Genomic DNA, 24702 nt, shown 5'->3' with positions numbered 1-24702 from the left:
TTTTTTGTGAATATCAAAAACACACTCAACATGGCTTTTTTACGTTATTGTTGCTCAAACGCACAAATACTATGGCGACCGTTTAAGGAAGGCAATTATGACCCACACTCTCACACATTCAGGACTCAGCGTAGATTTAGAGCTTGCTGACTTTGTTAAAACTAAACTATTACCTGGTACACACTTATCAGAACAACAATTTTGGCAAAGCTTTGCAAAGATTGTTCAAACGCTCACGCCAATAAATAAAGCGCTGTTGGCCAAACGCGAACAACTGCAACAGCAAATTGATCAGTACCACATTGCAAATAAAACGTGGGATAGCAAGCAATACCAACGTTTTTTAAGTGACATTGGCTACCTAGTGCCAGAGCCTGCAAATTTTAAAATTGAAACACAACAGGTTGAGCCCGAAATAGCGGTTACAGCAGGCCCACAGTTAGTTGTTCCAGTAAGTAACGCACGCTTTGCACTTAATGCAGCTAACGCACGTTGGGGCTCGTTATACGACGCCTTATATGGCACAGATGTGTTAAGTGAAGATGACGGGGCAGAAAAAGGCACTACCTATAATCCGGTTCGTGGCTTTAAAGTAATGGCATACGCACGCCAGTTTTTAGACAAAGCACTGCCACTTGAAAACGGCTCACATATTGAAAGCACCAATTATTCTGTTGTAAACGGCGCATTAGTTATTACGCTGCGTGACAGCTCTCAAACCACTTTAGCTGACCCCTCTCAGTTAATTGGCTACCAAGGCGAAGCCCAAAACCCAAGCGTTGTATTGCTTAAAAACAATGGCTTACATATAGAATTACAGATAGATCACCACCATATTATTGGCCAAGCTGATAAAGCGGGTTTAAAAGATGTGGTACTTGAAGCAGCCCTAACTACTATTATGGATTGTGAAGATTCTGTAGCCGCCGTAGATGCACAAGATAAAGTACAAGTTTACAAAAACTGGCTTGGTTTAATGCAAGGTAACTTAGTCGAATCGTTTAAAAAAGGCGACAAAGTTGTAGAACGTACGTTGCAAAGCGACAAAACGTATACTTCTATTGATGGCGGTACCATAACGCTTAAAGGCCGAAGCATGATGTTTGTAAGAAACGTGGGCCACTTAATGACAAACCCAGCCATTACAGACGTTTACGGCGAGCCTGTTTTTGAAGGTATAATGGATGCAATGTTTACTGCCACAGCCGCCCTGCACGACTTAAATAAAAATTCTGGTATAAAAAACAGCAGCGCGCAGAGCATTAATATTGTAAAACCTAAAATGCATGGCCCAGAAGAAGTTGCTTTTACAAGCACACTATTTACCCATGTAGAAGAGGCCTTAAACTTACCTAAAAACACCTTAAAAATGGGTATTATGGATGAAGAACGCCGTACATCTGTAAACTTAAAAGCATGTATAAATGAAGCAAAACAACGTGTTGTATTTATTAACACCGGCTTTTTAGACCGTACAGGCGATGAAATTCACACCTCAATGCAAGCAGGTGTTGCGCTCCCTAAAGCTGAAATAAAACAACAGCCTTGGATAAGTGCTTACGAAGATCGCAACGTAGATATTGGCCTTGCCTGTGGATTAAGCCAAAAAGCTCAAATAGGCAAAGGCATGTGGCCTATGCCTGACAAAATGGCGCTGATGATGGAGCAAAAGTTAGCACACCCTAAATCGGGCGCTAATACAGCTTGGGTGCCCTCTCCTACTGCCGCAACGCTGCATGCTATGCACTACCATGATATTAATGTTTTTACTGAGCAACACGCAATCGCTGAGCGTACAATAGCAAGCCTTGACGACTTACTTACTCCGCCACTCATGCAAGATACGTCAACACTCTCTAAAGAAGACATACAAAGCGAACTTGAAAACAATGCACAGGGTATTTTGGGTTATGTAGTGCGTTGGATAGACCAAGGTGTAGGCTGCTCTAAAGTACCCGATATTAACCATGTAGGGCTAATGGAAGACAGAGCAACACTTAGAATATCTAGTCAACATATGGCTAACTGGTTATTACATGGCATATGTACACAGGAGCAAATTACATCCACAATGGCAAAAATGGCCAAGGTAGTAGACGGCCAAAACGAACACGATAAAGCCTATACCCCAATGGCAAGCAGCCCTGAAACACTAAAAAATAGTATTGCGTTTCAAGCAGCCCTCGCCTTAGTACTTGAAGGAACAACACAACCTAGTGGCTATACTGAACCGTTATTACATAGCTACCGTATACAGTATAAGTTACAGCAAAGTTAATACACTCCAAATGTTTAACGCTGTATCTTAATTGTTTATTTCGTGTCAAAACCAGCCTTAGGGCTGGTTTTTTATTTTCTAAATCAACAAATAAGCACACCAATATTTTTAAAAATGTGTTTAAACACACTTAAAACAACTCATTTTAAAATAGAAACACATAAATCAATAACCTCTATGAATACCTAACATTTCTGTAAATACAAAAAAGCGTGTTTTGTATACACAAAACACGCTTTTTAATTTGTATTTGCTATAAAAAACGACGTTAAGATTATTTTTTTATAATTGCATTGTGATACACATTTTGTACGTCATCACAGTCTTCAAGCATATTTATAAATTTATCGAAGTTAGCAATAACCTCTTCATCATCAATTTCAATATTAACTTGAGGAATAAAAGTAATTTCGTCTACCTCAAAGTTAATACCTTCAAATGCGTCTTCAAGAGCTGTTTTAGCCTTAAAGTATTCTGTAGGCGGTGCAAAGACCGAAATTTTTCCATCTTCAGCTTCTACGTCAGCAACGTCAACGTCGGCCATCATTAGCGCTTCTAAAACAACTTCATCGTCATCGCCTGCAAAGCCTAATACTGCATAATGATCAAACATATGGGCTACACAACCAGGCGTCCCTATTTTTGAATCAGTTTTAGTAAACGGTAAGCGCACATCTTTAATGGTTCTGTTGGGGTTATCAGTTAAGCAGTCAACAATCACCATACAATTACCCGGCCCATAGCCTTCGTAGCGAGCAACCGAGTAATCCTCCCCTGCTCCACCGGCGGCTTTCTCTATTGCTTTTTCGATAACGTGCGCAGGAACTTGGTCTTTTTTAGCTTTTTCGATTAGACGACGCAAAGTTTGATTTATTTCAGGATCGGGTTCACCATTTTTAGCAGCAACGTAAATCTCTTTACCGTACTTTGAGTTTACTTTTGTTTTTGCATTGGCTGTTTTGATCATAGAACTTTGACGAACTACAAATGCTCTACCCATTTTGTGCCTCTAATAAATACATTACATTTTTTATTATTTTACCAATTCAAAACGTATTGGGCTAGTAAACCTTAGTGAATGAGCGCCCATATTGTGAGAGGTAAATTTACTAAAGCTAATAAAGCGCCAATTTAACATAACTCTACTTTTTTGGAGTAGCTTTCAACTAAAGCAACCAAATCGTAAAAATCATGCAACACATAATCAGCTTGATCAGCATAAGGAGGCGTTTCATTGGGAGCATATAAGCAGGCACGCATATTAGCATTGTGTGCAGCTTGAATATCGTATAAGTAATCGCCTACGTACAGTAGGTTATCTGCGCTAATATTCCAAAGCGTAGCAATAGCATTTAATGCACTTGGATCGGGTTTTGCTGGTGCGTCACTTCGTGTAAGTACTGTACTGATAGGAAGCGGGTTATTTTTTAATTTAAGTGCAGCGGCTTTGTCAAAATTACGCGTCACTATTGCCATAGGAATATTTCGTTCATTTAATAGTGCAATAGCTTCACTTACACCTGGCAACAACGTGGCATGTTGCGCATCTAATAATTCGTGCTGGTGAACAATGTTCATTGCCTCTTCGCGCATATAGGGAGAAGGAAGTTGCGCAATAAAGTCGAGTAAATCTTCGTTATCGGGACAGCCAATTTGGGCTTTAATAAGTGAAAAGTCGAGTTCTGACGATACCAAAGTACCATCTAAATCAAATATAACACCATGGATAGCCTCTACCTGAGTCGTCATACCAATCCTTGTTTGTGAAAATAATTAGTTGAGCTTTTTTCAAACATAAAAATACTCTGAGCTTACACCCTTAAATGGGAACAATTAATACTAATTATATTTAAATTAATAGTGCGAGGTGGTCAGTAACTTCACTGCAACTACCAATGAACAAAAGCTTAGCAGCTAGTTGTATGTTGCGCAAAACAAGGTAAATATAAACAACCCAATTTTTTACGTAACTTGGTATTTTACCGATCAATTATGAACGCACGTTAAATAGTGTAATAAAATACGCACTTAAATAAGCGCGTATTTTATATTAACAATGAGTTAGTTAGCCTCAAAGCGAGCTTCAAGCCAGGTATCATCCTGAGCAAAGTTTAGGGTTTTAACTTTACCTTTGCCTTCAACGTTCACCATATTAACTTGTGATGGCCATAAATCACGCAGCGCACCATTGCTCATTTTTATCCCTTGAATTCCCTCTGGGATAGGCGCTTCTTGATAAACCCAAAAAAACTTACCATCAACCTGAGCGCCAACAAAGTTAAGCGGCACAACATCACCATTTAATGTTTGCAAAGCCACATGTGACTCAACATATTTGGCAAAGCGTTGTTGATCGGTTTTATTGCTAATTATATCAATTTTACCTTTAAATAAGCTGCTAACAGCATGCTCAGTATCGTGTAAGTAAAACCGATGCATAAGCTCAACATTATGCGTTCTTTTGTTAAAAAGCACAGTCGTTACTGATGATTTTAATTGATGCGCCATACTTGGCGCAGCAATTAAAAAGCAAACAACAATAAGCAAAAAACGCATTATTGCTGTTCCTCTACTTCATCCTTTGCGTCTTTTTTCTCATCGCTTTTAAGCTCTGTTTTAATATCTTGCATGATATCGCGACTAACTTTAGCTTTACTCTTACTCTTTTTAAATACTTCAATACGTGAAGGAATAATACGACGTGGGTAGTTATTATTTTCTACATCAACGTCTGCAGTTTCCCAGCGTGGATCAACACTTACTGATACAAGCGGCTTATTTTTATCAGTAACTATAAGCTTTTGTACATTTTTATGATTACGACGCCAAATTTCAGCAGGAATGTAACGCTCTTCTTTAGTGCCATCTTCATACGTGAGCTCAAGTAAAATTGGCATCACCAAACCGCCTAAGTTTGAAAATTCCATCACGTAATAGTTTTGATCGTCATTTAAAGCACGGTCTAGCGTTTTACGCTCCCACGGCTCAAGCCCTTTTAAAAACTTGTTGTACGCGTTGCGCTCTTTATTCGTTACCGTGAAACGGTCATTTTCGTCATAAAAATCAGTAATATCAGGGTTTTTCTCAACCCATGTTTTTTTACCTTCTGCACGGTTACGCTCAACAAATAACGATGTTGGTTTGTCAGCTTCAATATCACGTAGGCGGCTGTAATCTATATCTGGATTTTTAGTATCTAAACGCAGTTGATACACTTTATCCAACGAGATATCTACATGGTCGGTAGTGTAAAACCAGCCGCGCCAAAACCAATCTAAATCAACACCTGACGCCTCTTCCATAGTACGGAAAAAATCAGCGGGGGTAGGGCGTTTGTATTTCCAGCGCTGTGCGTACTCTTTAAATGCAAAGTCGAATAAATCGCGGCCTAAAATCACTTCACGTAAAATATTAAGCGCGGCAGCAGGTTTAGTGTAAGCATTAGGGCCTAAGCGAAGTACGCTATCTGATTGCGTCATAATAGGCACCTGAACTTCAGATTTCATATACGAAACAATATCACGAGGCTCAACACCCCAAGGAATAGTAGGATCCCATTCACGTCCGGCAACACCATCTAAAAAGCTATTTAAGCCTTCATCCATCCACGTCCACTGACGTTCATCAGAGTTAACGATCATTGGGAAGTAAATATGGCCAACTTCATGAATCACAACGCCAATCAAAAAGCGTTTTTCAGACTGAGAGTAAGTGCGTGTACCGTCATCTTGTAACTTAGTACGCGGACCATTAAAGGTAATCATTGGGTATTCCATACCACCTACCGGACCATTTACCGATTGTGCAGTTGGGTAAGGGTAATCAAACGAATACTTTGAATACACTTCCATTGTGTGCACAACAGATTCAGTAGAATACTTTTTCCATAAGTCGCCACCCTCTTTAGGGAAGAAAGACATGGCCATAACCAGTGGTTGAACATCACCGCCTTGCTGATAGCCTTTTGCATCCCACATAAATTTACGTGAAGACGCCCATGCAAAATCACGAACATTATCGGCTTTAAATCGCCATGTTTTCGTTTTGTCTGTGCCTTCTTTTTCGTTTTCGAGTGCTTCTTCTTCGGTCACGATAAACACAGGACGCTTAGCAGTTTCAGATTGCTTTAAACGTTTACGCTGCGTGCTTGTAAGTACCTTGCTTGGATTATCTAACTTACCCGTCGCCGATACAATGTGATCAGCGGGTACTGTAATTTCTACGTCGTAATCGCCAAATTCAAGCGTAAATTCACCTGAGCCTAAAAAGGCTTTATTCGTCCATGCTTCGTAATCTGTGTACGCCGCTAAACGCGGAAACCACTGGGCAAGTAAAAATATATCGTTGCCATCTTTTTCAAAATGCTCATAACCTGAGCGTGCGCCAACAGCATCTTCTTCAACAATATTGAACGCAAAGTCCATGCTGAACTCAACTTCTTTACCTGGCTTTAACGGCTCATTCAAGTCAATACGCATTAATGTATCTACAATTGTTACACGTAGTGCTTTACCGTCTTCGTCTTTAACATTGCTTATTGCAAAGCCAAGCTCGTTGTCACTCATAAATTGCTGGCGACGCAACTGACCTAGGCTCAGTTTTGCAGGCTTTTGCGCAGGCAGGCTTTGTAACGTACTTTTAAAGGTTTTAGTGGTTTCAGCAATTGAATCACTTTTAAAAATATTTTGGTCTAACTGTAACCATAAATATTTTAATGTATGCGGTGAGTTATTTTTATACTCAATGCTCTGGCTTGCACTAAGACGACGCTTTTTTTCATCTAACTTCACGTCAATATCGTAGTTAACTTTTTGCTGCCAGTAATTTTCACCTGGTTCACCCGCAGCACTGCGGTACACATTTGGTGTCGGCAATGCTTCATCTAACTGACGAAACTTATCAACAAACGAGCCTTTTGTTTGTTCAACTGAAGACGCAATAGCACTACCCGACATTGCCATTGGCAATAAAAGAGCACTAAGCGTAAGACTTATTTTTTTCATTGTTAGTCCTAAAATAATTTTGTGATCATACTGTGTCAAATGTAGCCATTTTCTTCAATTAAATAGCGACCAAACACCCTATTTTTAGGGTGGTATTCACTAAAGTTTTGTACGCACAAATAACAATAATTTGTTAGCTATTTTAATTCATTTAAAAATGTAAAGGGGGTTTACAAATTTTAAACCGATTAAAGCATTAAAACACACTCGTATTAGCCAACTTCAGGTCAAGTTCATCAAATGAGATTACAGTAAAGTTAAGTGAGATTTTGAAGGTCCACGCTATGAAATTCTATATTGTAAAAAAAGCACACAAACTAGACGCTATTCCTGCTGAAAAAGAACTACTTGAGCGCTATAAAGCTGACCATTATTCTTATGTAGATATTGTGTCGGCCTGCAACAAAGAAGATGCCCTAAAACGGCTAACCACTGAACAAAAACACAGTAAAAAACAGCTCATAATTGGCGTAAATATTGCGGTGTTTTCACTAATTTTAATTATTTGTACGATAAATTAAAATTACCGTAGTTTTTGGTTGATCTTTGTAGTCATTTGTATTTAAAATCGCCCACCTTTTTATTTGAGGCAAATAAATAATGACTATTTATCCTCAAATATTATCGATTACAAGTAAGAAATGCGGTGGGCTCATGGATTTTTATATCCTAAAAAAACAACAAGAACTAATTGCAATCCCAGCCAACGAAAATAGCTGTAAGCAGTACCTTGATTCAGGTTATTTTTACATTGATAAAGTAGCCGCTTGTAACGAAACGAACGCACTTAAAAGGCTGCAATCCAAACAAACTAAAACGTTAAAAAAACCTCTACTCATCGCATTGATTGTTTTGCCAGTAATTTTTGGCATTTGGCACAGCTTAAGCTAACTGTTTAGTTATACTGAGGCTTGCATCTTTAACAACCTTGGGTATATTGGCGCTCTTACTGGTTTTTAAGAGCGCGATATGAAAGTCCTTCATACCTCCGATTGGCACCTTGGCCAACAATTTTACGAACACGACCGCCGTGTTGAACATCAAGCATTTTTTACCTGGTTACTTGCCACACTTGTTGAGCAGCAAATAGATTTGTTATTAGTCGCAGGCGATATTTATCATACGGCAACACCCAGTGCCAGCGCCGAAAACCAACTTTACCAGTTTATAAAAGACGCTAAAAAACATTGCCCACACATGCATGTGGTAATTATTGCTGGCAATCATGACTCTGCAAATCGTATTTTAGCGGCTCAGCCCTTACTTGCTCAATTTGATACCCACGTAGTAGGGCGTTTTGATGTATCAGCGCCTGGCGATATTATTATAGAAATAAATACTAATAATAAACGCGCTGTAATTGCTGCTATGCCTTTTTTACGCTCAAGCGATGTCAGCTCACTAAGCCAGACAAAAAACGGCCCTAGCTATGCACAGGGCGTTGCAAATGCCTATGAGCTTGCTTTAGAGCATGCCTATAAAATTAATGAGCAAAAATCACCGTTAATAGTAATGGGGCACTTACACGCTAAAGGCGGTGACATATCAAGCGATTCAGAGCGCAACTTAGTGATAGGTGGTGAAGAGTCTATTTCTGCTAATGTGTTTGGCAGTAAAGCCAACTATGTAGCTCTAGGCCATTTACACAAAGCGCAACAAGTTGCTAAAAACGAGGCTATTCGCTACAGCGGCACGCCTATTCCCATGTCGTTTTCAGAGCGTAACTATACGCACCAAGTTAATGTTATCGAATTTAAAAGCGATAAAAAACAGTGCATTAGCGCAACTGTAAACCCCCTTTACATTCCGCGCTCAGCCGACGTTATTATTTTACCAAAAGGGGAGTGTGTGCCACTGAATGACTTATGTGAACAAATTAAAGCACTCGATACACAACATGCTATTGCCCCTTATTTACGCGTAAAACTTAAATCAAGTGATACCGACACCACCTTCAGAGAACAAATAGAACAAGCACTAGAAGGTAAGCACGTAAAATTTTGCGGTATCGAACGCGTTCGTGAACAAACAGCCCAAACCGACAACGACACAGTATTTGAAGATTTAAGTGAAGTTGAAATGCTCAATCCGCTCAATTTATTAGAACAAGCCTTTGCAAATAATAAAGACATGGCAGGCCAAAACGTACCCGATGAACTAAAAGTGCTTTTAAACGATGTAATAAGTGAACTGACGGAGCAAGAGCAACTATGAAAATAACCGCAGTACGCATTCATAACTTAGCATCAATAGTAGACGCCGAAATCGACTTTACTCAAGCCCCACTAAAAGATGCGGGCTTATTTGCCATAACCGGCGACACCGGCGCGGGTAAAAGTACCTTTTTAGATGCTATTTGTTTAGCACTTTATACAAAAACGGCTCGCCTAAAAGGCGATAAAGGTAACCTAATTGATTTTAATGGCGACAGCATAAAATTAAACGATGCGCGTAACTTACTACGCCGTGGAAAGTGGGAAGGCTTTGCTGAGGTTGACTTTGTAGGGCAAGACAAACAGCTTTACCGCGCGCGATATTCAATCCAGCGCACCCATAAAAAAGTAACGGGTAAATTAAAAGTAGCCGAGCATACGTTAGTTACTTTGCCCGATGAAACCCTCATAGCCGACAAAAGCCAAACCTTAAAACAAATAGAAAGTAAAATAGGGCTAAGCTTTGAGCAATTCTCGCGTGCGGTATTATTAGCGCAGCACGAGTTTGCTGCATTTTTAAAAGCCACTGGCGATGAACGCGCGCAATTATTGGAGTGCCTAACAGGCACCGACAAATTTAGCCTAATTGGTAAGCGTATTTTTGAACGTAACAAAGAGTTAAAAGATAAGTTTGATTTACTACAAGCAAGCCTTTCAAGCTATACCTTATTAAGTGAAGATGAATTAGCAATAAAACACACCACGCTTAATGAGCTAAAAAAGCAAATAGAACACACTAAAAAAACAATAATAAGCACAGAGCAAAACTTAAATTGGTACAAGCAAGCAAGTGCACTTGAGCTAGCACTTGAAGAGGCAACAAATAGTCAGCAGCATGCTACCAACGAGCTTACAAAAATTGCTCAACAGAGTGAACAAGCAAAACAAGCACAAAGCGCACTTGAGATAAAAGATAACCGAAAACGACATGAGTATTTAACGGCGCAAAATAACACACTAAATGAACAAATAAGTGACTTAAAAACTATTGACCATGCAACGCTTATTGAAGAGCAAGCAAAGGCACTTAAAACCAAACAAAGCGAATTAAAAACAGCACAAGAGCAAAAGCAATCTGCAGAGCCAGTTATTGCAAAAGCCCGCGAGCTCGACAGTCAGCTTGCTATACACGCACAAAGCATTACTAGCCTTAGTCAGCAAAGTGATAAAGAGCAGCAACAACTTAGCGAATTACAAATTCAGTTTAAACACAGCCAAACCGTGCTTGATGAAACAACTAAGCTAAATACGCAGCACCAGCAATGGCTTACTGAACATACGCAGCTTAACCCGCTCGCGAATGATTGGAATTATTACCAACACAGCTTTAATGCGTATTTAAATGCCAATGAGCAAATAAAGGCAACCGCTTCTCAAAGCAAACAGCTGCTAGAAGAGCAAACTAAACACGCGACACAGTTAGCAGATCAAACTAAAAAAGTAGAGCTACAAGAACAACAACTTGCGCATCAGCAGAAAGATCTCAACCAACTAAGTGAGCAACTACGTCAATTCAATATTGAGCAATGCGATAGCAAACTTAAAAATATTGAATATTTAAATGATCAGCGCTTGCGCTACCAACAGTTTAATCAAGAAATAAAACACAGCTCACAACAACAAGCGGCGGTTGCAGCCAAACTTGTAAACAGTGAGCAAACGCAAACAACATTGCAACAAAGCTTAGCTTCATGCGAACAAGCACTTAAACACAGCGAATACGCATTAAACCAAGCACGCCTGCGTGCCAGCGAAAACGTAGAGCATTTACGCACTCAGCTTATTCCAAACGAGCCATGTGTAGTGTGCGGGGCAAAAGAGCACCCGTATGCAAGCAGCCAAAGCCCGCAATTAATTAACTTAATAGCCGATTTTGAAGCAAGTTATAATCAGGCTAAGCAGCTACACGATAGCGCTCAAGCTAAGCTGCATCAACATCAAACACAACATGCTGTCCTTGTCACTGAGCACGCCCAGCACAGTCAAGCCATACAAAGCGCACAGGCAAAACAGCTAGAAATTAAAACAACAATGCAAGGAACGCGTACAGAGCTTAACGATTTAACAGCGCAGCAGCTTGATGAAACCCACGCCCAGCTCAGCAACCAAAAGTCTCACTATTTTGAGTCACAAAAACAGCAAACAGCCTTGCAAGAAAAAGTAAATCAGCAAACAAACGCCTTGAAAGCAGAGCAACAAACACAACAGCAATTGCATAATTTAAACAGTGAACTAACCAATAAACTAAGCCAAATAAATACAAAGCACGCTGAGCTAACGTCGCAAATTAACGATCTAACCACAACACTTAATGCACAATTTGAACACAGCAACTTTTGGCAGCAGCTGCAAGCTGGCTCGCTTAACTTAAATGATTTAAGCCAACAGGTTGAGCAGTATCAGCATACATATGCGCAACTTGAGCAAAGTCAAAAACAAATAGACACAGCCAATCAGCAATTACAGCAGCTTAAGCCACTAATAACTAAAAGCGAAAGTGCACTTAAAACGCTAAAAGGTGATTTAGACAATGCTCAACAGCTACAAAATACAACACAAAGTGAGCGCCTTGCGTTGTTTAATAACGAGCAAATAAGCGTAAACGACTACCAAACAAAAATTAATGTCCAGCTTGAGCAATGCCAAGCTCAGTTAACTAACAGCCAGCAAACTTACGATAACGCTGTAAAAAAACGAGACGAGCATGCAATTGAGCTTAAAAACGCAGAGCTGCGTTTAGCCGATCAAAGCACTGAGCTTAAAACACTTGAAGAGCGCTACAACGAATGGTTTAGCGACTTTAAAGCCCAGTACAGTGAAGCAACGCACGAGCAGATCACAATTTTACTAACGTTAAGCAGTGAGCAAATTAAAGCTCATTTAACCCAGTTTGAGCAGCTTTCAGCTGCACTTACTGATGCAAATGCAGCGCTTAAACAGCAACAAAGTGCGCATACAGATCACCAAAATACTAACAAGCCATCACAAAACCACACTGAACTCACCGAGCAATTAGCGGCATTAAATACAAAGCAAACTGAGCAGCAAAACAGCTTACTTATCACCAATACTGCTATAGAACAGCACAACCAAAGTGCCAAAGCACTTGAGGGTAAGCAAACCGAGCTAGCCACCCTTAAAAAGCGAGTGGAACAATGGCACTTACTTAATAAAGTACTAGGCGATGCAACCGGTAAAACCATGCGTAACTTAGCGCAAACACAAACACTAAAAATATTACTGCATTACGCTAATAGCCACTTAAAAATCCTTAATAAACGCTACGAGCTTACAGCCATTGCGCAATCGCTCGATATTGCCATTATTGACCGCGATATGGCCGACGAACAACGCTCGGTTAATACACTCTCTGGCGGTGAATCGTTTTTAGTATCACTAGCACTGGCATTAGGGCTTGCATCGCTTTCGTCAAACAAAGTACAAATCAACTCTTTGTTTATTGACGAAGGGTTTGGTACGTTAGATAGCGAAACACTCAGCGTTGCTATGGACGCGCTCGATTCGTTGCAAGCACAGGGCCGCAAAGTAGGGGTTATATCGCATGTGAGCGAAATGAGCGAACGTGTAGCCACGCAAGTTCATGTAAGTAAGCAAAGTGGTGGATACTCCACTATTGAAGTTTTATAAGCTGATTAAAGGAGTTAAAAATGCCGACATTTACAGGCGAGCAAGCAACACATTACGATAGTCGCATTACCCGCTTAGTACCTGGTTATGAGCTATTACACCAACTTACCAATGCACAACTACTCGCTACGTTAGCAGACAACGCCCATGTTTTAGTAGTAGGAGCCGGAACAGGTAAAGAAATACTCGCCCTTGCCGCGCTTAACCCTACTTGGCAATTTACCGCGCAAGATACCTCAAGTGATATGCTCGCAATTGCTAAACAAGCGTTTGAAGAGCACGGCATAGCAAAGCGCGTTAACGTTATTGAAGGCGAGCTTGATAAGCTATCTACTAAGGCCGATGCGGCGGTATGCCTACTCGTAATGCACTTTTTAAAAGACGACGGCAGCAAAAAGCAGCTACTCAAAAACATTAAAGCTAATTTAAATAAAGGCGCAAACTTATTTATTAGCGATTTAATGAAACCCGAAACCGACTTTGAGCGCGAAGCACAAATTACTGTGTGTGCCGATTTAGGCTTAAGTGACGCAGGGCAAGCCTACACAGCTCAAAATTTAGAAAGTGAGTTTTACCCACTTGATAGAATGCGCTTAAGTGAATTACTTAACGAGTGCAAATACGGTATTCCTAAGCTTTATTTTAAAGCGCTTGGTTTTAGCGGATACGTTGTTAAATAGTCTTAACCTTAGCACCGATCTGGCTTCAGTCGGTGTTTTCCTTTGAACACATTCTTACATCTTCTAACAGGTACAAACAAAGCTCTCACAGTTTTATTACTAATTAGTGAATATGATTATACTCATTACCAACACAGAGAATAATCATGAAAAAAAGTTTAATTGCCCTTTTATTACTATCTGGCTGTGCCTCTCAGGGCGTTGATCGCGATGACCAAGGTCATATCATTAAGCATTACTATGCTACGGTCGAATCAATTGAAAAGGTAAAGCTGTCATCAGAAATCGGAACCGGAATCATGGTTGGTGCCGGCATTGGTTTAGCCGAGGATTTAGATGGTAACACTGAAGACATGATCAGCGGTGCCATTGCGGGAGCATTGGTTGGCGGACTTTTCACGGCCTTATTTGAAGGCGGTAACACAGCATATCAATACACACTTAACGATGCAGATAACGGCGAATTTATTGTAATTCAAAAGACAAAACTGCCTAAAAATACTCGCTGTGTAAGAGTAAAAACAGGAAATAAAGTAAAGCTAGAAGCGGCTAATGACAGCTTTTGCTTAAATATAAATAACATCAAAAGCTAACCTAGCTTCAAGGCTCGTATTATTAATTACTTACAAAATGTTGCAATTAAACAAACCCATTAAAATTACTTTTTGGTGTGCTTTGGTATAAGCTCTTTAGCAGTATTTTTATCCATCAAGGAAGCACTATGAAGTTTGAACAGTTATTAAATAATTTTGATATGGGCGTGTGTGTTGAGCAACTTCAAAAAGAGTCGTTATTAGACCTAGCTTTACTTTTTGTCACTGTTGATGGTTCTATTGCTGACGAAGAGCTAAATGTAGTGAGTGCTTGGGCACAAAAAATTGAATGGAACTCAGCAATAGAAATAGACAATTACATAATAGAAATGACTAAAAAATGTGTTTCAGCGGTGCAAACAAACGAAATAGAGTCATTTATTCAACACCGTATGGCACACATTATTGACCAACCAATGAGGGTGTTTGTTTTAGAGCTTCTTAAACAAGTAATTGAAGCTGATGGCATAACCCACGAAAACGAACTTAAAGCATTGAAAATTGTTGAATCTATAGTGTAATTAAAATATTAAAAGCTCGGTTACTGAACGTTAATCAACCCTGGACCGGGGACTTTTAATGAAATTAAGTTTAACCAATCTCTTTAAGCGCAGATAGCGCCGCCTGTGCTTTATCTATTTGTACAAAAATATGGTCGTGATAAAACGCAGCCACTACATTGGCGCTAATATTATGCTCGGTTAATTTGGCCGATACCGCAGCGGTTAAGCCAACAGCCTCCAGACTTGAATGCACATTAAGGGTTATTAAATTATATTTACCTTCGTAAGTAATACCGGCTTTATCGGCGGTATCTGCATTTAAAATAAGGGTTAGGCCTTCTTCTTCAACGTAACTAGCAAGCGGGTTTAAATGAGCGTAGTCAGCAAGGTCGCCTGCTAAACAGCAAAATATATATTCACCCTGTTTAAGTTCGGGGTTCATTGATTTTAATAACGTATTTAGCTCTAAAATTCCCACCATGTTGACTCCTTACATTTTTAATTAGCTGTTTTAAGCTTAGCTACAAGCTCGCTTAATCGGGCTATTTTAATATTACTTAACTGCCTGTAATCAAAGTACGGGCACACAATAATGTTATTCGTTGTATCAATTGCAAACTCATCGTCTAGCCAATTAAATTGCGCATTAAGCTTACCTTGTTGTAATAAGTTTTTAGCATGGGTTCGCCCAGCAATAATATGCAGCTGGTTTTTATTAGTGCCGTTAATAATGGGGACACTAAATAGCAGCGCTGTTTTACTGTTTTTTTGCAGTAAAAATGTATCGCGATACGCTTGCCAGCTATCGGCTTGTTTAGCAAAGCTGTAATGCTCACTCGGTAGCGCAAACAATACTTTAGCGTATACGTTAAACACTTTACGCCAGCCATTACCACAGTGCTGGTTTATGGTATTTATTTGCTCGTTTATTACAGGCTCAACACTTTGCAGGGTTTCAAAGTAGGGCATAGGCGGTGCTTTTGCGACATACACGGCTACATTAAAATCATGCTCACCTAGGCCAATAGCTTGCTCACTCACACTAGCTCGCCTTTTTTTGCGCTAAAATACGGTCGAGGTTATTGGCAAAGTTTTGGCGGTCGGTTTGGCTAAGCGGTGGTGGCCCGCCACTCATTTCTACGCCGCTTGAGCGCATGGTATCCATAAAGTCGCGCACGTTTAATAACGAGCGAATATTCTCTGGCGTGTAAAGCTCACCACGCGGGTTAAGTGCTTGGCCACCGTTATCTATAACTTCACTGGCTAGGGGTATGTCGCCAGTAATAACTAAATCGCCTTTTTCTACACGCTTTACTATTTCGTCATCGGCCACATCAAACCCGCTCGAAACCTGTACGCGGCTTATGAATTTTGAAGGCGGAATGCGCATTGCATGGTTAGCCACTAAAATGGTTGGTGTTTGCGTGCGCTCAGCGGCTCTAAAAAGTATTTCTTTTATTACCACAGGGCATGCGTCGGCATCTACCCATATTTTCATGCTTAAATCTTTTAATTGCTCTAGTATTTAGCTGATCCTATAGCAATTTATTTTAATCGGCTAGCAAACTTTATTTGGTTAAAGCCGTACAAACTGCATCACATTTAAAAAGGAGCTTTCATGAAGGCCATTACGACTATTTTACTTATTACAGGGTTATTTTTACTCACTGCCTGCACAAGTGCACCTGAAGGAATTACCCCCGTTAAAAACTTTGACCTTGAGCAATACAAAGGTAAGTGGTACGAAATTGCCCGACTTGATCACTCATTTGAAGAGGGCATGGAGCAAGTAACCGCAACTTACACAGTAAACGACGACGGCACAGTAAAAGTGCTTAACAAAGGCTTCATAACTAAAGAGCAAAAGTGGGATGAAGCAGAAGGCTTAGCAAAATTTGTAGAAGGGACTGACACAGGCCATTTTAAAGTCTCGTTTTTTGGCCCATTTTATGGTGCTTACGTAATTTTTGAATTAGACCAAGGCCACTACCAATATGCATTTATTACAAGTTATAACCGTGATTATTTATGGTTTTTATCACGTACACCTACCGTTAGTGACAAGCTTAAACAGCATTTTATAGCTAAAGCAAACAAACTAGGCTTTGCCACAGAACAAATTATTTGGGTTAAACAGTAGGCTATTTAGCTATGTAAAGGGGCTTTACAATTGTAGTGCTAATGATTGTTACAGCTGTAATAAAACGATCACCTTACTGTAAAGTAAGTTAAATATGTTCGGGCTATATTAGCTGCACTTGCAACGAGACATGCAAGTGTTGGACATACTGAATATCCCCCCTATTGTTGGCAAGCTTTATAGCTTGCCATTTTTTTTGCCTAAAATTAATGGCTTTATTTGGATCAGATTTTTACTAACTAAAGTGAGTTTACTACCAATAATAGCCCTGAAAAGCCGATCAGTAGCATATTTAAAAAGCTAAATGGCTTAATCAACTTTTCTATAAAATTATAAAAAATCGTTATAATTAATACACTTAACCCCATAAAGCCACAAAACAGTAAAGCACCGTATCCCTGCTGCGTAACAACACAGAACAATAAACTTAGTAAAATACTGATCCAAGCAACTATTAGCAGCAAATTACTTTGCAGCTTAGAGGGACGCGTTGTAAACACCGTTTTAAAATGCGCTGGTTTTGCCAAAGCAAAACCATTAAAGGCAAACAAACAGAGGCTAAAGCTAAGTAAATCAATCATACTTTTTGCCTCTTTTTATTATTTGTTAGGTTATTAGCTGTTTTTTTAGATACGATAGAAGCAGTACGTAATTTTTCGGTTTGTACTAAAAACAGTATGCTAAACAGTAAAAATACCGCATCGAAAATAAACAAGGCCCATTGTTTATTAAGTAGGTAGCTCACTATATTACCCTGTGTGGTAAGCGCATTTATTGCCGGTACACTCAAACACGCGAGGGCATTTATGGCTGCCATTACACGCCATAGCAACCTATCGCGCTTTAAAAGTGCCATAACGGCAACCACTAACCATGCTAAAAAGAACGCTGTAACTTCTTTTTCACCACGCCCTGCTAAGGTCGGACTAAGTAATCTATTGGCAATAAAAAAGGCGCAAGTAGCCAGTGGTAAACCCATAATAGTGGCAAGGTTTAAACCTTCGACTAATTGTAAGCCAAATGAGTCTTTACCCTTATTACGCTCGCGTATGCGTTTAGCCCACATTATGCAGCCAGAGCCAATCATTACGCAGCCTGCAAGACCGCCAAGTACGTATAACCAGCGCAGTAAAGGCGTAGCAAAGCGCCCTGTATGTATAGAGTTAAGTGACTCATAAAGTGCTTTACTACTGCTAAGTTCGTCATCAGTCTGTGCAACTAATTCGCCAGTAGCGCCACTAAACAAAAGCCGCGGAGATTGATCGCGAAGCGCCTTTGCAGGGCTCACCAATACCGTTACTGTTGAAGCGGCCATATTCGGTTTACTAACCTGAACACGCGTAATATCTGCGCTAGGCCACTTAGTATAAACTTGATCCAAAATAGTGTTTATAGGGAGCAAATCTGCACTGCCTTGGGCGTTATTAGTCACGTTATTGCTAGGTGTTACATCGTTAAAAAAGCCACGCATACCCTTGTCGTAGGTCGTTAACGCAGGGTAGGGGAACAACATAAATATAAGCGTAATAATGCCTGTATAGGTAATCATTAAATGAAACGGCAAGGCAAGTACCGAGCTTAAATTATGCGCATCTAACCAGCTACGAGTCCCTTTATTGCGCCTAAAAGTAAACATATCTTTAAATATGCGCTTATGAATAACCACGCCCGAAATTATTGCCAGCAGCATAAAAAAGCTGGCAAAACACACCACCCAACGCCCTGTTATGGCATCTAAATAATAAAGCTGATAGTGCAACCGGTAAAAAAAGTTACCGCCTTTGGTTTCAACAAAAGCGGGCAGCGCTTGCATAGTGTTTGGGTTTAATTGGGTATTTACAAACTGGCTGCGGCGCTGTCCTGGCTCTTTAGGTTTTGCATAGCCATATACTAAATACGGTATTCGCTCTTCGGGCAAGGTAATACGCCAACTAGGGGAGTTTGCAGCGTGCTGATTTAAATAATCAAAGCCCTTTATAATTTGCTGCCTCTGTGCGGCCACTCTGTCGGTTTGAGCTTGCACATTGTGAATAGCAGGTTGATTCCAGAGGTTTATTTCGTCTCTAAAAAAACTCGCTGTGCCTGCAAAAAATATTACATAAATAATCCAACAGGTAAGTAAGCCCACCCAGGTATGCAGCCAGGTCATCGACCTAAAAAAGCTGTCTTTCATAGCCAACCCTTCAGTAACGCCAATACAGCAACAAAAAAACCGGTACTTAGTAAAATACTGATCCATGCAGTTTTTAACGACTTAACCGAAAACGCATAAATAAACACAGCGGCGTAAATTAAAATACTGATAGACACACACAGTAATACGGCATCTTGCTTAGCAATAGGCAGTAGCACACTTAATAATGAAATACACGCTGAGGTAAACGCATAGCCACCTACTATGGCAATAATAAAACGCAAAAATACTAACACTCTATAGCTTTGGGCCACCTTTAAAAGCGCAGCTAGGTTAGTTTTTGTAAAAGGTGCTATGTGCAGAGGTGCCTGCATAGTTAACAAATCCCTTATTCAAATACGAAGATAAAAATAAGGGGTTATTATAAAGCTTACAAATACAAAAGATAGTGATTCTCATTTGTATATTATAGATAATTTTACATTAGTGTCTAGCATGTTAGTAAAATACTGATCTCTGCTCTTTTAGGGTTATTGCTTAGCTAATAACGAAGGTTTACAGTGGTCAATACTGGCAAGCCAAAGAGTAAATTTAAAATGAGCAACCACGAAAAACTAAATTATGTAGAGTTTCCCGCGTGCGATTTAACAGCCACAAAAAGCTTTTTTACTAACGTGTTTAACTGGCAATTTACCGACTACGGCCCAGAATATACGGCGTTTAGCGGCCAAGGGCTTGATGGTGGCTTTTTTAAAGCACCGCTTAAATCACTTACTCAACATGGAGCCGCACTGCTGGTGTTTTACAGTAACGACATTCACGCAACCTATAAAAAAGTAGCGCAATATGGCGGCAAAATAGTAAAACCTATTTTTGAGTTCCCCGGTGGTTGCCGCTTTCATTTTACCGAGCCTAGTGGTAACGAATTTGCCGTATGGTCAGAAAAACAATAAATATATCAAGTGATTAGTTGTTATTTTTAGATGAGATCACGATTTTACCAACTAATAACTAATTTGAGTAAAATAAACCGATTTTTTACCAACTCATTAGGTCTAAATGGCCATTTAGAACAAAATTTAAGCATTTAAGGCCAAATTTATATGGTTCCCATCAATTTAATTGAGCAAGTTAGTAAATGCGTGATCTGTGAACCTCATTTACAGTTAGGTGCTCGCCCCGTTATACAATTTAATGCCAATGCGCGTATTTTAATTGCCGGCCAAGCACCGGGCATAAAAGTACACGAAACTGGCAAGCCCTTTAACGATGCTAGCGGAAACCGCCTACGCGAATGGCTTGGGCTAAGTGTTGATGAGTTTTATGACCCGCAAACAATAGCTATTTTACCTATGGGCTTTTGCTACCCAGGTAAAGGTAAGTCGGGCGACTTACCTCCGCGTAAAGAATGTGCACCCGCATGGAGAGCGCAATTACTAGCCGCTCTGCCAAATTTAGAACTGACAATCGTGCTCGGTAAATACGCGCAGGCTTATCATTTACCGCATACTAAAAACAGGCCCTTAACCGAGTTAGTAAAATCGTGGCGTGAGTTTTGGCCGGAGCATTTGGTGCTACCACACCCAAGCCCACGCAATAATATTTGGCTTAAAAAGAACCCATGGTTTGCACAAGATGTACTGCCAGAACTTGCTGAACGTGTTGCTGCAATATTAAATAAAGAACCACAATGAATAGCTATAAATCAAACGGTTATATGCTTGTAAAGGGGCTTTACAGTACCAAAGAGCTAAATGTACGTCTTGCAAAACATAATAAACTGCCAAGCGATGGCTTAACTACAGGCAAAGTTATTAAACTTAATGCGGGTGACTTACTGCTATTTTCAGCCAATATGATTCACCGAGGCTTATACGGCAAAAGCCGTTTAGCACTGGATATTATTTTTTGCGAAAATGCACCACAGCTTACCGCCTTTATCAATGCAGCAAACACTCCAAGCTCGGTAATCGCTAATAAAACCGATAACCCACAGGTATTTTTTAACCCACTTTAAACCCGCTATAACCCCATTTAACACAACACTTTTTCGCTTAACTATAAATATTACTAATAGTGCTGAATAAATAAACATCACTGTTATTTATTTTAAGAGTCGTCAGTATGAAATAGACGCAAAATTATCCAATAAAAATAACCTCTATAATGGAGTTGCAGCTATGACAACTGAACACACACAATCACACACACGTTTAAAACCTGCTTTTTTAAAACAAAAAACACTTACTTTATTTACGCTCAGCGCATTAAGCGTGGGTATGGCACAAGCTGGCGAGCAAAAAATAAATAAAAGTGAGCTTGAAACCATTACCGTCACCTCGCAAAAGCGGGTGCAATCGCTACAAGATATTCCTACCTCTATTCAAGCGCTTTCTGGCGATTACCTCGAGCAAAACAGTGTTGACGATTTACTCGCCCTAAGCGAAAACCTACCTAACGTGCATATAACCGAAACCTCAAGCAGTAAACGTATTTTTGTACGCGGTATAGGCTCGGGTACTAACTCAGGCTTTGAGCAATCGGTTGCTATGTATAAAGATGGCGTGTATTTAGGGCGCGGGCATCAGGCTAAATTTCCATTTTTAGATATGCAGCGCCTTGAACTTATAAAAGGCCCGCAGTCGGTTATGTTTGGGAAAAACGCCACAGCAGGTGCCTTTAGTATGATCTCAAATTCGCCAACCGATGCACTTGAAGGCACCGTATCGGCAGAGTTTGGCTCTGATAACGAAAAGCGCTTTACAGGCGTTATAAATATTCCTATTAACGATGATTTAGCCATACGTATTGCCGCGTTTGACCACTCTGTTGATGGCTTTTTATATAACCAAGCGCGCAAAAGCGACGAGCAATCTAACGACTCATCAGGTGCGCGTTTATCAATAGATTGGCAAATAAACGATGATATAAATACATTATTTAAATGGGAACACGGTGAGTTTGAGTCGTACGGTTCACGCTATCAATACATTATCGATACTCCCAACCGCGACTTACAAATAGCAAGCGATCCAACAAACCCGGGAAACGTGGGCTATCGCTCACTTTTACTAAGCGACAACTCAGGCCTTGATTACACAAGTACGGTATCGGGCGATGGGCACCCAGGCGGGCTTAATGAGCAAAGTAAAACCACGCTTGATAACGCATCACTTAAATTAACCTATAACCATGGCGAATACGAATTTACCTCTGTAACCACGTATAGCGAGTATGATTGGGACTCAACTTTTGATGCCGACTTTTCAGAAGTCCCGCTTATAAAACAAGACTACTTAGAAACCTATAACCAGTTTACGCAAGAATTCAGAGTAAGCTCGCCAACAGGGCGCACGCTTGAATACGTAGCGGGCATTTTTTACATGAGCAGCGAGCTTGAACACCCAAACGATATTTTATTTGGTGCATCGTTACTTATTCCTGATTTAGTAGGTACATCATTGGGCGTAAATGCGCTGTTTGATCAAGGCCAACAAAGCTACTCCGCATTTACCGCCCTTACTTGGAATGTAAACGCGCAATGGCGCGCTAATTTTGGCCTGCGTTATCAAAAAGAAGAAAAAGAAGTGAGCAGCGTACAAAGTGTGTATAGCGTATTTGAGCCCAACACACCGCAAGCCGTACAACAATTTGCCAATGCCGCTGCGCCCACTATTGCAGGGCAGCTTTCGGGCGCGGGGGTACATGACCTTAACGCTAAGCGTGATGAATCGCACTTATCACCCAATATTAGTGTGCAGTATTTAGGGTTTAACAACACCATGTTATTTGCAAGCGCTGGCATAGGCTACAAAGCCGGTGGTTTTGATGGCTCTGGCTTAAATGGCTCGCAAGGTAATACGGTTGATGAAAATTCAGGCTTTGAGTTTGACGACGAAAAAGCCACTAATTTTGAATTTGGTATTAAAGCCGAGCCAATTAAAAATACTCTACAAGTAAACGCTACACTGTTTTACACCCTGTACGATGACCTACAAGTATCTGAATTTAATGGTAATGCATTTGTAGTTAAAAATGCTGCCGAAACCAAAGTAAAAGGGATTGAGCTCGATTCGCGCTGGGCAATAAATCAAAGTTGGCAGCTATCGGCAAACCTTGCTGTGCTTGATTTTGAATACGAGCAATACGCCAGTGCCTCGCCAACAGTTATGCAAAGCGAACTACTTGGCCAAGCATTCCAAGATTTAACCGGGCAAACTGGCGCGTTTGCTCCTGACTACTCAGGCAATATAGCAATTGATTACAATACCGAGGTATTTTCTAATTTAACTTTAAGCAGTAATTTAGCACTTAACTTTAGTGACGATTACTTTTTAGAGCAAGATCTTGACCCAATAGCCAAGCAAAGCGCTTTTGAAAAGCTAAATTTACGCATAGAACTAGGCAGCAGTGAAGGAGATTGGTCGGTGTCGTTATTAGCTAAAAACCTAACCGATAAGCAAACTTTTTCGCAGGCCAATGATGTGCCAGTTATTAGCTACGCACACCGTTTTTTATCAGAGCGTGGGCGTAGTTATCACGCACAATTTAATTATCGCTTTTAAGTTTGTCAGCAGGGATAAGTTGCTGGGCTAAACCTAGCAGCTTTTCTCGCATCCAACTATTTACTAAATCGTCATCGGCTTGTTCGTGCCAATACATGTGCACGGGCATTAACGGCACATCAAACGGCAAGCTAGTAACATGCACTGGCATTTGCTCTTTTAATACCTGCGCGTACGCGTTTGGCATGGTCATTATCATGTCGCTTTGGCTAATCACTTTAGTCGCCGCAAAATAATGTTCACATTTAAGCACTACATTACGGGCAAGTGCATGCTTTGCCAGCGCCATATCAATAATATCTACCTGCGCACCTTTTAACGACACCAACGCGTGCGATGCCTTTGCGTAATTTTGTACGGTTAAGTCATTTAATATGGGATGATCGTGCCTGCAAATTAACGAAAAATGCTCATTACAAATAAAGGTATTTTTTATGTGGTTGCTCGTTGGGGTAAGCACATCAATGACTATATCTAGCTCTTGATTTTCGAGTGATTTTTCCATATCAACATGCGAAACCTGTCGGCTGTTAATTGTAATATTAGGGGTGTTTGTAAGTAGGTCTCTCATTAGTGGCGGAAAAAATATCGATTCTAAAATATCTCTAAAGCCAAATTTAATTTCCCGCTTAAAGGCGGCTATATCAAAAAGCCGCTCGTTGTTCATGGTTGCCTCTAATGCCTGCACCGACTCAATCACTTGCGCTATTATTTTTTGGCAAAAAGGCGAGGGCACCATACGCCGGCCATGGCGAATAAATAGGGGGTCGTCAAACTTATCTCTTAGGCGCGAAAGCGCATGGCTAACTGCTGGTTGCGTTAAATGCAGCTTATCTGCAGCACTAGTAATGCTCCCCTCTTGGTATACTGTTTTAAGTATTACAAACAGGTTTAAATCTATCTTTCCATGCATAGCATTTATGTTTAACCATTAATTAACATCAC

24 protein-coding genes are annotated in these 24702 nt (G+C 40.3%); 13 read left to right on the top strand and 11 right to left on the bottom strand.

The window, feature by feature from the left end; translation table 11 throughout:
- Nucleotides 1-97 precede the first annotated feature (97 nt).
- Nucleotides 98-2278, top strand: a complete 2181-nt coding sequence (locus AC27JL_RS06670) for a malate synthase G (RefSeq protein ID WP_487195165.1) — start codon at nucleotides 98-100, stop codon at nucleotides 2276-2278.
- A gap of 274 nt (nucleotides 2279-2552) precedes the next feature.
- On the opposite strand, the gene AC27JL_RS06665 is transcribed toward AC27JL_RS06670, so the two are convergent.
- The 4 genes from AC27JL_RS06665 to AC27JL_RS06650 all read right to left on the bottom strand — a co-directional run bounded on the left by AC27JL_RS06665 (nucleotide 2553) and on the right by AC27JL_RS06650 (nucleotide 7281).
- Nucleotides 2553-3278: a YebC/PmpR family DNA-binding transcriptional regulator gene (locus tag AC27JL_RS06665; protein WP_487195164.1), complete on the bottom strand. Its 726-nt coding sequence runs from the start codon at nucleotides 3276-3278 to the stop codon at nucleotides 2553-2555.
- A gap of 131 nt (nucleotides 3279-3409) precedes the next feature.
- On the bottom strand, nucleotides 3410-4027 hold the full coding sequence (locus tag AC27JL_RS06660) for an HAD family hydrolase (protein ID WP_006793307.1): 618 nt from the start codon (nucleotides 4025-4027) through the stop codon (nucleotides 3410-3412).
- Between the two features lie 312 nt (nucleotides 4028-4339).
- Nucleotides 4340-4834 carry a DUF6702 family protein gene (locus AC27JL_RS06655; protein ID WP_006793306.1) on the bottom strand — a complete coding sequence of 165 codons (495 nt, stop codon included), beginning with the start codon at nucleotides 4832-4834 and terminating at the stop codon, nucleotides 4340-4342.
- Nucleotides 4834-7281 (bottom strand): M1 family metallopeptidase, encoded by a 2448-nt coding sequence (locus tag AC27JL_RS06650; RefSeq protein WP_487195163.1) that lies wholly within the window; start codon nucleotides 7279-7281, stop codon nucleotides 4834-4836. The genes AC27JL_RS06655 and AC27JL_RS06650 overlap by 1 nt, the downstream gene beginning before the upstream one ends.
- Before the next feature lie 284 nt (nucleotides 7282-7565).
- On the opposite strand from AC27JL_RS06650, the gene AC27JL_RS06645 reads away from it, so the two are divergent.
- From AC27JL_RS06645 to AC27JL_RS06615, 7 genes are all read left to right on the top strand, one after another.
- Nucleotides 7566-7802 carry a hypothetical protein gene (locus AC27JL_RS06645; RefSeq protein ID WP_010556105.1) on the top strand — a complete coding sequence of 79 codons (237 nt, stop codon included), beginning with the start codon at nucleotides 7566-7568 and terminating at the stop codon, nucleotides 7800-7802.
- A gap of 133 nt (nucleotides 7803-7935) precedes the next feature.
- Nucleotides 7936-8172, top strand: a complete 237-nt coding sequence (locus AC27JL_RS06640; RefSeq protein WP_487195162.1) for a hypothetical protein — start codon at nucleotides 7936-7938, stop codon at nucleotides 8170-8172.
- Between the two features lie 78 nt (nucleotides 8173-8250).
- Complete coding sequence (locus AC27JL_RS06635) at nucleotides 8251-9495, top strand: exonuclease SbcCD subunit D C-terminal domain-containing protein (protein WP_487195161.1); 1245 nt, start codon at nucleotides 8251-8253, stop codon at nucleotides 9493-9495.
- Nucleotides 9492-13142: an AAA family ATPase gene (locus AC27JL_RS06630; RefSeq protein ID WP_487195160.1), complete on the top strand. Its 3651-nt coding sequence runs from the start codon at nucleotides 9492-9494 to the stop codon at nucleotides 13140-13142. The genes AC27JL_RS06635 and AC27JL_RS06630 overlap by 4 nt, the downstream gene beginning before the upstream one ends.
- Before the next feature lie 20 nt (nucleotides 13143-13162).
- On the top strand, nucleotides 13163-13822 hold the full coding sequence (locus AC27JL_RS06625) for a class I SAM-dependent methyltransferase (protein ID WP_487195159.1): 660 nt from the start codon (nucleotides 13163-13165) through the stop codon (nucleotides 13820-13822).
- Nucleotides 13823-13968: 146 nt separating this feature from the next.
- Entirely contained in the window at nucleotides 13969-14415 is a 447-nt protein-coding gene (locus AC27JL_RS06620) for a hypothetical protein (protein ID WP_487195158.1), read from the top strand.
- A gap of 128 nt (nucleotides 14416-14543) precedes the next feature.
- Entirely contained in the window at nucleotides 14544-14936 is a 393-nt protein-coding gene (locus AC27JL_RS06615) for a tellurite resistance TerB family protein (RefSeq protein WP_487195157.1), read from the top strand.
- 70 nt (nucleotides 14937-15006) lie between these two features.
- On the opposite strand, the gene AC27JL_RS06610 is transcribed toward AC27JL_RS06615, so the two are convergent.
- Genes AC27JL_RS06610 through AC27JL_RS06600 form a run of 3 tightly spaced genes read right to left on the bottom strand, consistent with a single transcriptional unit; the run spans nucleotide 15007 to nucleotide 16416 of the window.
- Nucleotides 15007-15399 carry an ACT domain-containing protein gene (locus AC27JL_RS06610; RefSeq protein WP_305399352.1) on the bottom strand — a complete coding sequence of 131 codons (393 nt, stop codon included), beginning with the start codon at nucleotides 15397-15399 and terminating at the stop codon, nucleotides 15007-15009.
- A 17-nt stretch (nucleotides 15400-15416) separates the two neighbouring features.
- Nucleotides 15417-15959, bottom strand: a complete 543-nt coding sequence (locus AC27JL_RS06605) for a DUF6942 family protein (RefSeq protein ID WP_487195156.1) — start codon at nucleotides 15957-15959, stop codon at nucleotides 15417-15419.
- Nucleotide 15960: 1 nt separating this feature from the next.
- Nucleotides 15961-16416: a YaiI/YqxD family protein gene (locus AC27JL_RS06600; protein WP_004588273.1), complete on the bottom strand. Its 456-nt coding sequence runs from the start codon at nucleotides 16414-16416 to the stop codon at nucleotides 15961-15963.
- Nucleotides 16417-16536: 120 nt separating this feature from the next.
- Between AC27JL_RS06600 and AC27JL_RS06595 the strand changes: the two genes are divergently transcribed.
- Nucleotides 16537-17058 (top strand): lipocalin family protein, encoded by a 522-nt coding sequence (locus tag AC27JL_RS06595; RefSeq protein WP_487195155.1) that lies wholly within the window; start codon nucleotides 16537-16539, stop codon nucleotides 17056-17058.
- A gap of 239 nt (nucleotides 17059-17297) precedes the next feature.
- Here AC27JL_RS06595 and AC27JL_RS06590 read toward each other — a convergent pair whose 3' ends face one another.
- From AC27JL_RS06590 to AC27JL_RS06580, 3 genes are read right to left on the bottom strand one after another with little or no spacing between them, the layout of a single operon-like run.
- Nucleotides 17298-17639 carry a DUF3325 domain-containing protein gene (locus tag AC27JL_RS06590; protein WP_487195154.1) on the bottom strand — a complete coding sequence of 114 codons (342 nt, stop codon included), beginning with the start codon at nucleotides 17637-17639 and terminating at the stop codon, nucleotides 17298-17300.
- Nucleotides 17636-19231, bottom strand: a complete 1596-nt coding sequence (locus AC27JL_RS06585; RefSeq protein WP_487195153.1) for a PepSY-associated TM helix domain-containing protein — start codon at nucleotides 19229-19231, stop codon at nucleotides 17636-17638. The genes AC27JL_RS06590 and AC27JL_RS06585 overlap by 4 nt, the downstream gene beginning before the upstream one ends.
- The gene (locus AC27JL_RS06580; RefSeq protein WP_424072809.1) at nucleotides 19228-19566 is read right to left on the bottom strand and encodes a hypothetical protein; all 339 of its coding nucleotides are present in this window, start codon (nucleotides 19564-19566) and stop codon (nucleotides 19228-19230) included. The genes AC27JL_RS06585 and AC27JL_RS06580 overlap by 4 nt, the downstream gene beginning before the upstream one ends.
- 222 nt (nucleotides 19567-19788) lie before the next feature.
- Between AC27JL_RS06580 and AC27JL_RS06575 the strand changes: the two genes are divergently transcribed.
- From AC27JL_RS06575 to AC27JL_RS06560, 4 genes are all read left to right on the top strand, one after another.
- Nucleotides 19789-20145 carry a VOC family protein gene (locus AC27JL_RS06575; RefSeq protein ID WP_006793291.1) on the top strand — a complete coding sequence of 119 codons (357 nt, stop codon included), beginning with the start codon at nucleotides 19789-19791 and terminating at the stop codon, nucleotides 20143-20145.
- Between the two features lie 150 nt (nucleotides 20146-20295).
- Nucleotides 20296-20886, top strand: a complete 591-nt coding sequence (locus AC27JL_RS06570) for a uracil-DNA glycosylase family protein (RefSeq protein WP_487195152.1) — start codon at nucleotides 20296-20298, stop codon at nucleotides 20884-20886.
- Nucleotides 20883-21209, top strand: coding sequence for a phytanoyl-CoA dioxygenase (locus AC27JL_RS06565; protein WP_487195151.1), 327 nt, complete (start codon nucleotides 20883-20885; stop codon nucleotides 21207-21209). The genes AC27JL_RS06570 and AC27JL_RS06565 overlap by 4 nt, the downstream gene beginning before the upstream one ends.
- A 163-nt stretch (nucleotides 21210-21372) precedes the next feature.
- On the top strand, nucleotides 21373-23757 hold the full coding sequence (locus AC27JL_RS06560; protein WP_487195150.1) for a TonB-dependent receptor: 2385 nt from the start codon (nucleotides 21373-21375) through the stop codon (nucleotides 23755-23757).
- Here the strand turns inward: AC27JL_RS06560 and AC27JL_RS06555 are convergent.
- Nucleotides 23741-24670, bottom strand: a complete 930-nt coding sequence (locus AC27JL_RS06555; RefSeq protein ID WP_487195149.1) for a LysR family transcriptional regulator — start codon at nucleotides 24668-24670, stop codon at nucleotides 23741-23743. The genes AC27JL_RS06560 and AC27JL_RS06555 overlap by 17 nt on opposite strands.
- Nucleotides 24671-24702 lie beyond the last annotated feature (32 nt).

Source organism: Pseudoalteromonas sp. 4NS20-0020 (assembly GCF_057554385.1).
This window is presented reverse-complemented; position numbering and strand designations above follow the sequence as displayed.

What these genes read in the sequence shown, in the direction of transcription:
- AC27JL_RS06670 (WP_487195165.1), top strand. Translation starts at nt 98, where the DNA reads ATGACCCACACTCTCACACATTCAGGACTCAGCGTAGATTTAGAGCTT.
- AC27JL_RS06665 (WP_487195164.1), bottom strand. Translation starts at nt 3,278, where the DNA reads ATGGGTAGAGCATTTGTAGTTCGTCAAAGTTCTATGATCAAAACAGCC.
- AC27JL_RS06660 (WP_006793307.1), bottom strand. Translation starts at nt 4,027, where the DNA reads ATGACGACTCAGGTAGAGGCTATCCATGGTGTTATATTTGATTTAGAT.
- AC27JL_RS06655 (WP_006793306.1), bottom strand. Translation starts at nt 4,834, where the DNA reads ATGCGTTTTTTGCTTATTGTTGTTTGCTTTTTAATTGCTGCGCCAAGT.
- AC27JL_RS06650 (WP_487195163.1), bottom strand. Translation starts at nt 7,281, where the DNA reads ATGAAAAAAATAAGTCTTACGCTTAGTGCTCTTTTATTGCCAATGGCA.
- AC27JL_RS06645 (WP_010556105.1), top strand. Translation starts at nt 7,566, where the DNA reads ATGAAATTCTATATTGTAAAAAAAGCACACAAACTAGACGCTATTCCT.
- AC27JL_RS06640 (WP_487195162.1), top strand. Translation starts at nt 7,936, where the DNA reads ATGGATTTTTATATCCTAAAAAAACAACAAGAACTAATTGCAATCCCA.
- AC27JL_RS06635 (WP_487195161.1), top strand. Translation starts at nt 8,251, where the DNA reads ATGAAAGTCCTTCATACCTCCGATTGGCACCTTGGCCAACAATTTTAC.
- AC27JL_RS06630 (WP_487195160.1), top strand. Translation starts at nt 9,492, where the DNA reads ATGAAAATAACCGCAGTACGCATTCATAACTTAGCATCAATAGTAGAC.
- AC27JL_RS06625 (WP_487195159.1), top strand. Translation starts at nt 13,163, where the DNA reads ATGCCGACATTTACAGGCGAGCAAGCAACACATTACGATAGTCGCATT.
- AC27JL_RS06620 (WP_487195158.1), top strand. Translation starts at nt 13,969, where the DNA reads ATGAAAAAAAGTTTAATTGCCCTTTTATTACTATCTGGCTGTGCCTCT.
- AC27JL_RS06615 (WP_487195157.1), top strand. Translation starts at nt 14,544, where the DNA reads ATGAAGTTTGAACAGTTATTAAATAATTTTGATATGGGCGTGTGTGTT.
- AC27JL_RS06610 (WP_305399352.1), bottom strand. Translation starts at nt 15,399, where the DNA reads ATGGTGGGAATTTTAGAGCTAAATACGTTATTAAAATCAATGAACCCC.
- AC27JL_RS06600 (WP_004588273.1), bottom strand. Translation starts at nt 16,416, where the DNA reads ATGAAAATATGGGTAGATGCCGACGCATGCCCTGTGGTAATAAAAGAA.
- AC27JL_RS06595 (WP_487195155.1), top strand. Translation starts at nt 16,537, where the DNA reads ATGAAGGCCATTACGACTATTTTACTTATTACAGGGTTATTTTTACTC.
- AC27JL_RS06590 (WP_487195154.1), bottom strand. Translation starts at nt 17,639, where the DNA reads ATGATTGATTTACTTAGCTTTAGCCTCTGTTTGTTTGCCTTTAATGGT.
- AC27JL_RS06585 (WP_487195153.1), bottom strand. Translation starts at nt 19,231, where the DNA reads ATGAAAGACAGCTTTTTTAGGTCGATGACCTGGCTGCATACCTGGGTG.
- AC27JL_RS06580 (WP_424072809.1), bottom strand. Translation starts at nt 19,566, where the DNA reads ATGCAGGCACCTCTGCACATAGCACCTTTTACAAAAACTAACCTAGCT.
- AC27JL_RS06575 (WP_006793291.1), top strand. Translation starts at nt 19,789, where the DNA reads ATGAGCAACCACGAAAAACTAAATTATGTAGAGTTTCCCGCGTGCGAT.
- AC27JL_RS06570 (WP_487195152.1), top strand. Translation starts at nt 20,296, where the DNA reads ATGGTTCCCATCAATTTAATTGAGCAAGTTAGTAAATGCGTGATCTGT.
- AC27JL_RS06565 (WP_487195151.1), top strand. Translation starts at nt 20,883, where the DNA reads ATGAATAGCTATAAATCAAACGGTTATATGCTTGTAAAGGGGCTTTAC.
- AC27JL_RS06560 (WP_487195150.1), top strand. Translation starts at nt 21,373, where the DNA reads ATGACAACTGAACACACACAATCACACACACGTTTAAAACCTGCTTTT.
- AC27JL_RS06555 (WP_487195149.1), bottom strand. Translation starts at nt 24,670, where the DNA reads ATGCATGGAAAGATAGATTTAAACCTGTTTGTAATACTTAAAACAGTA.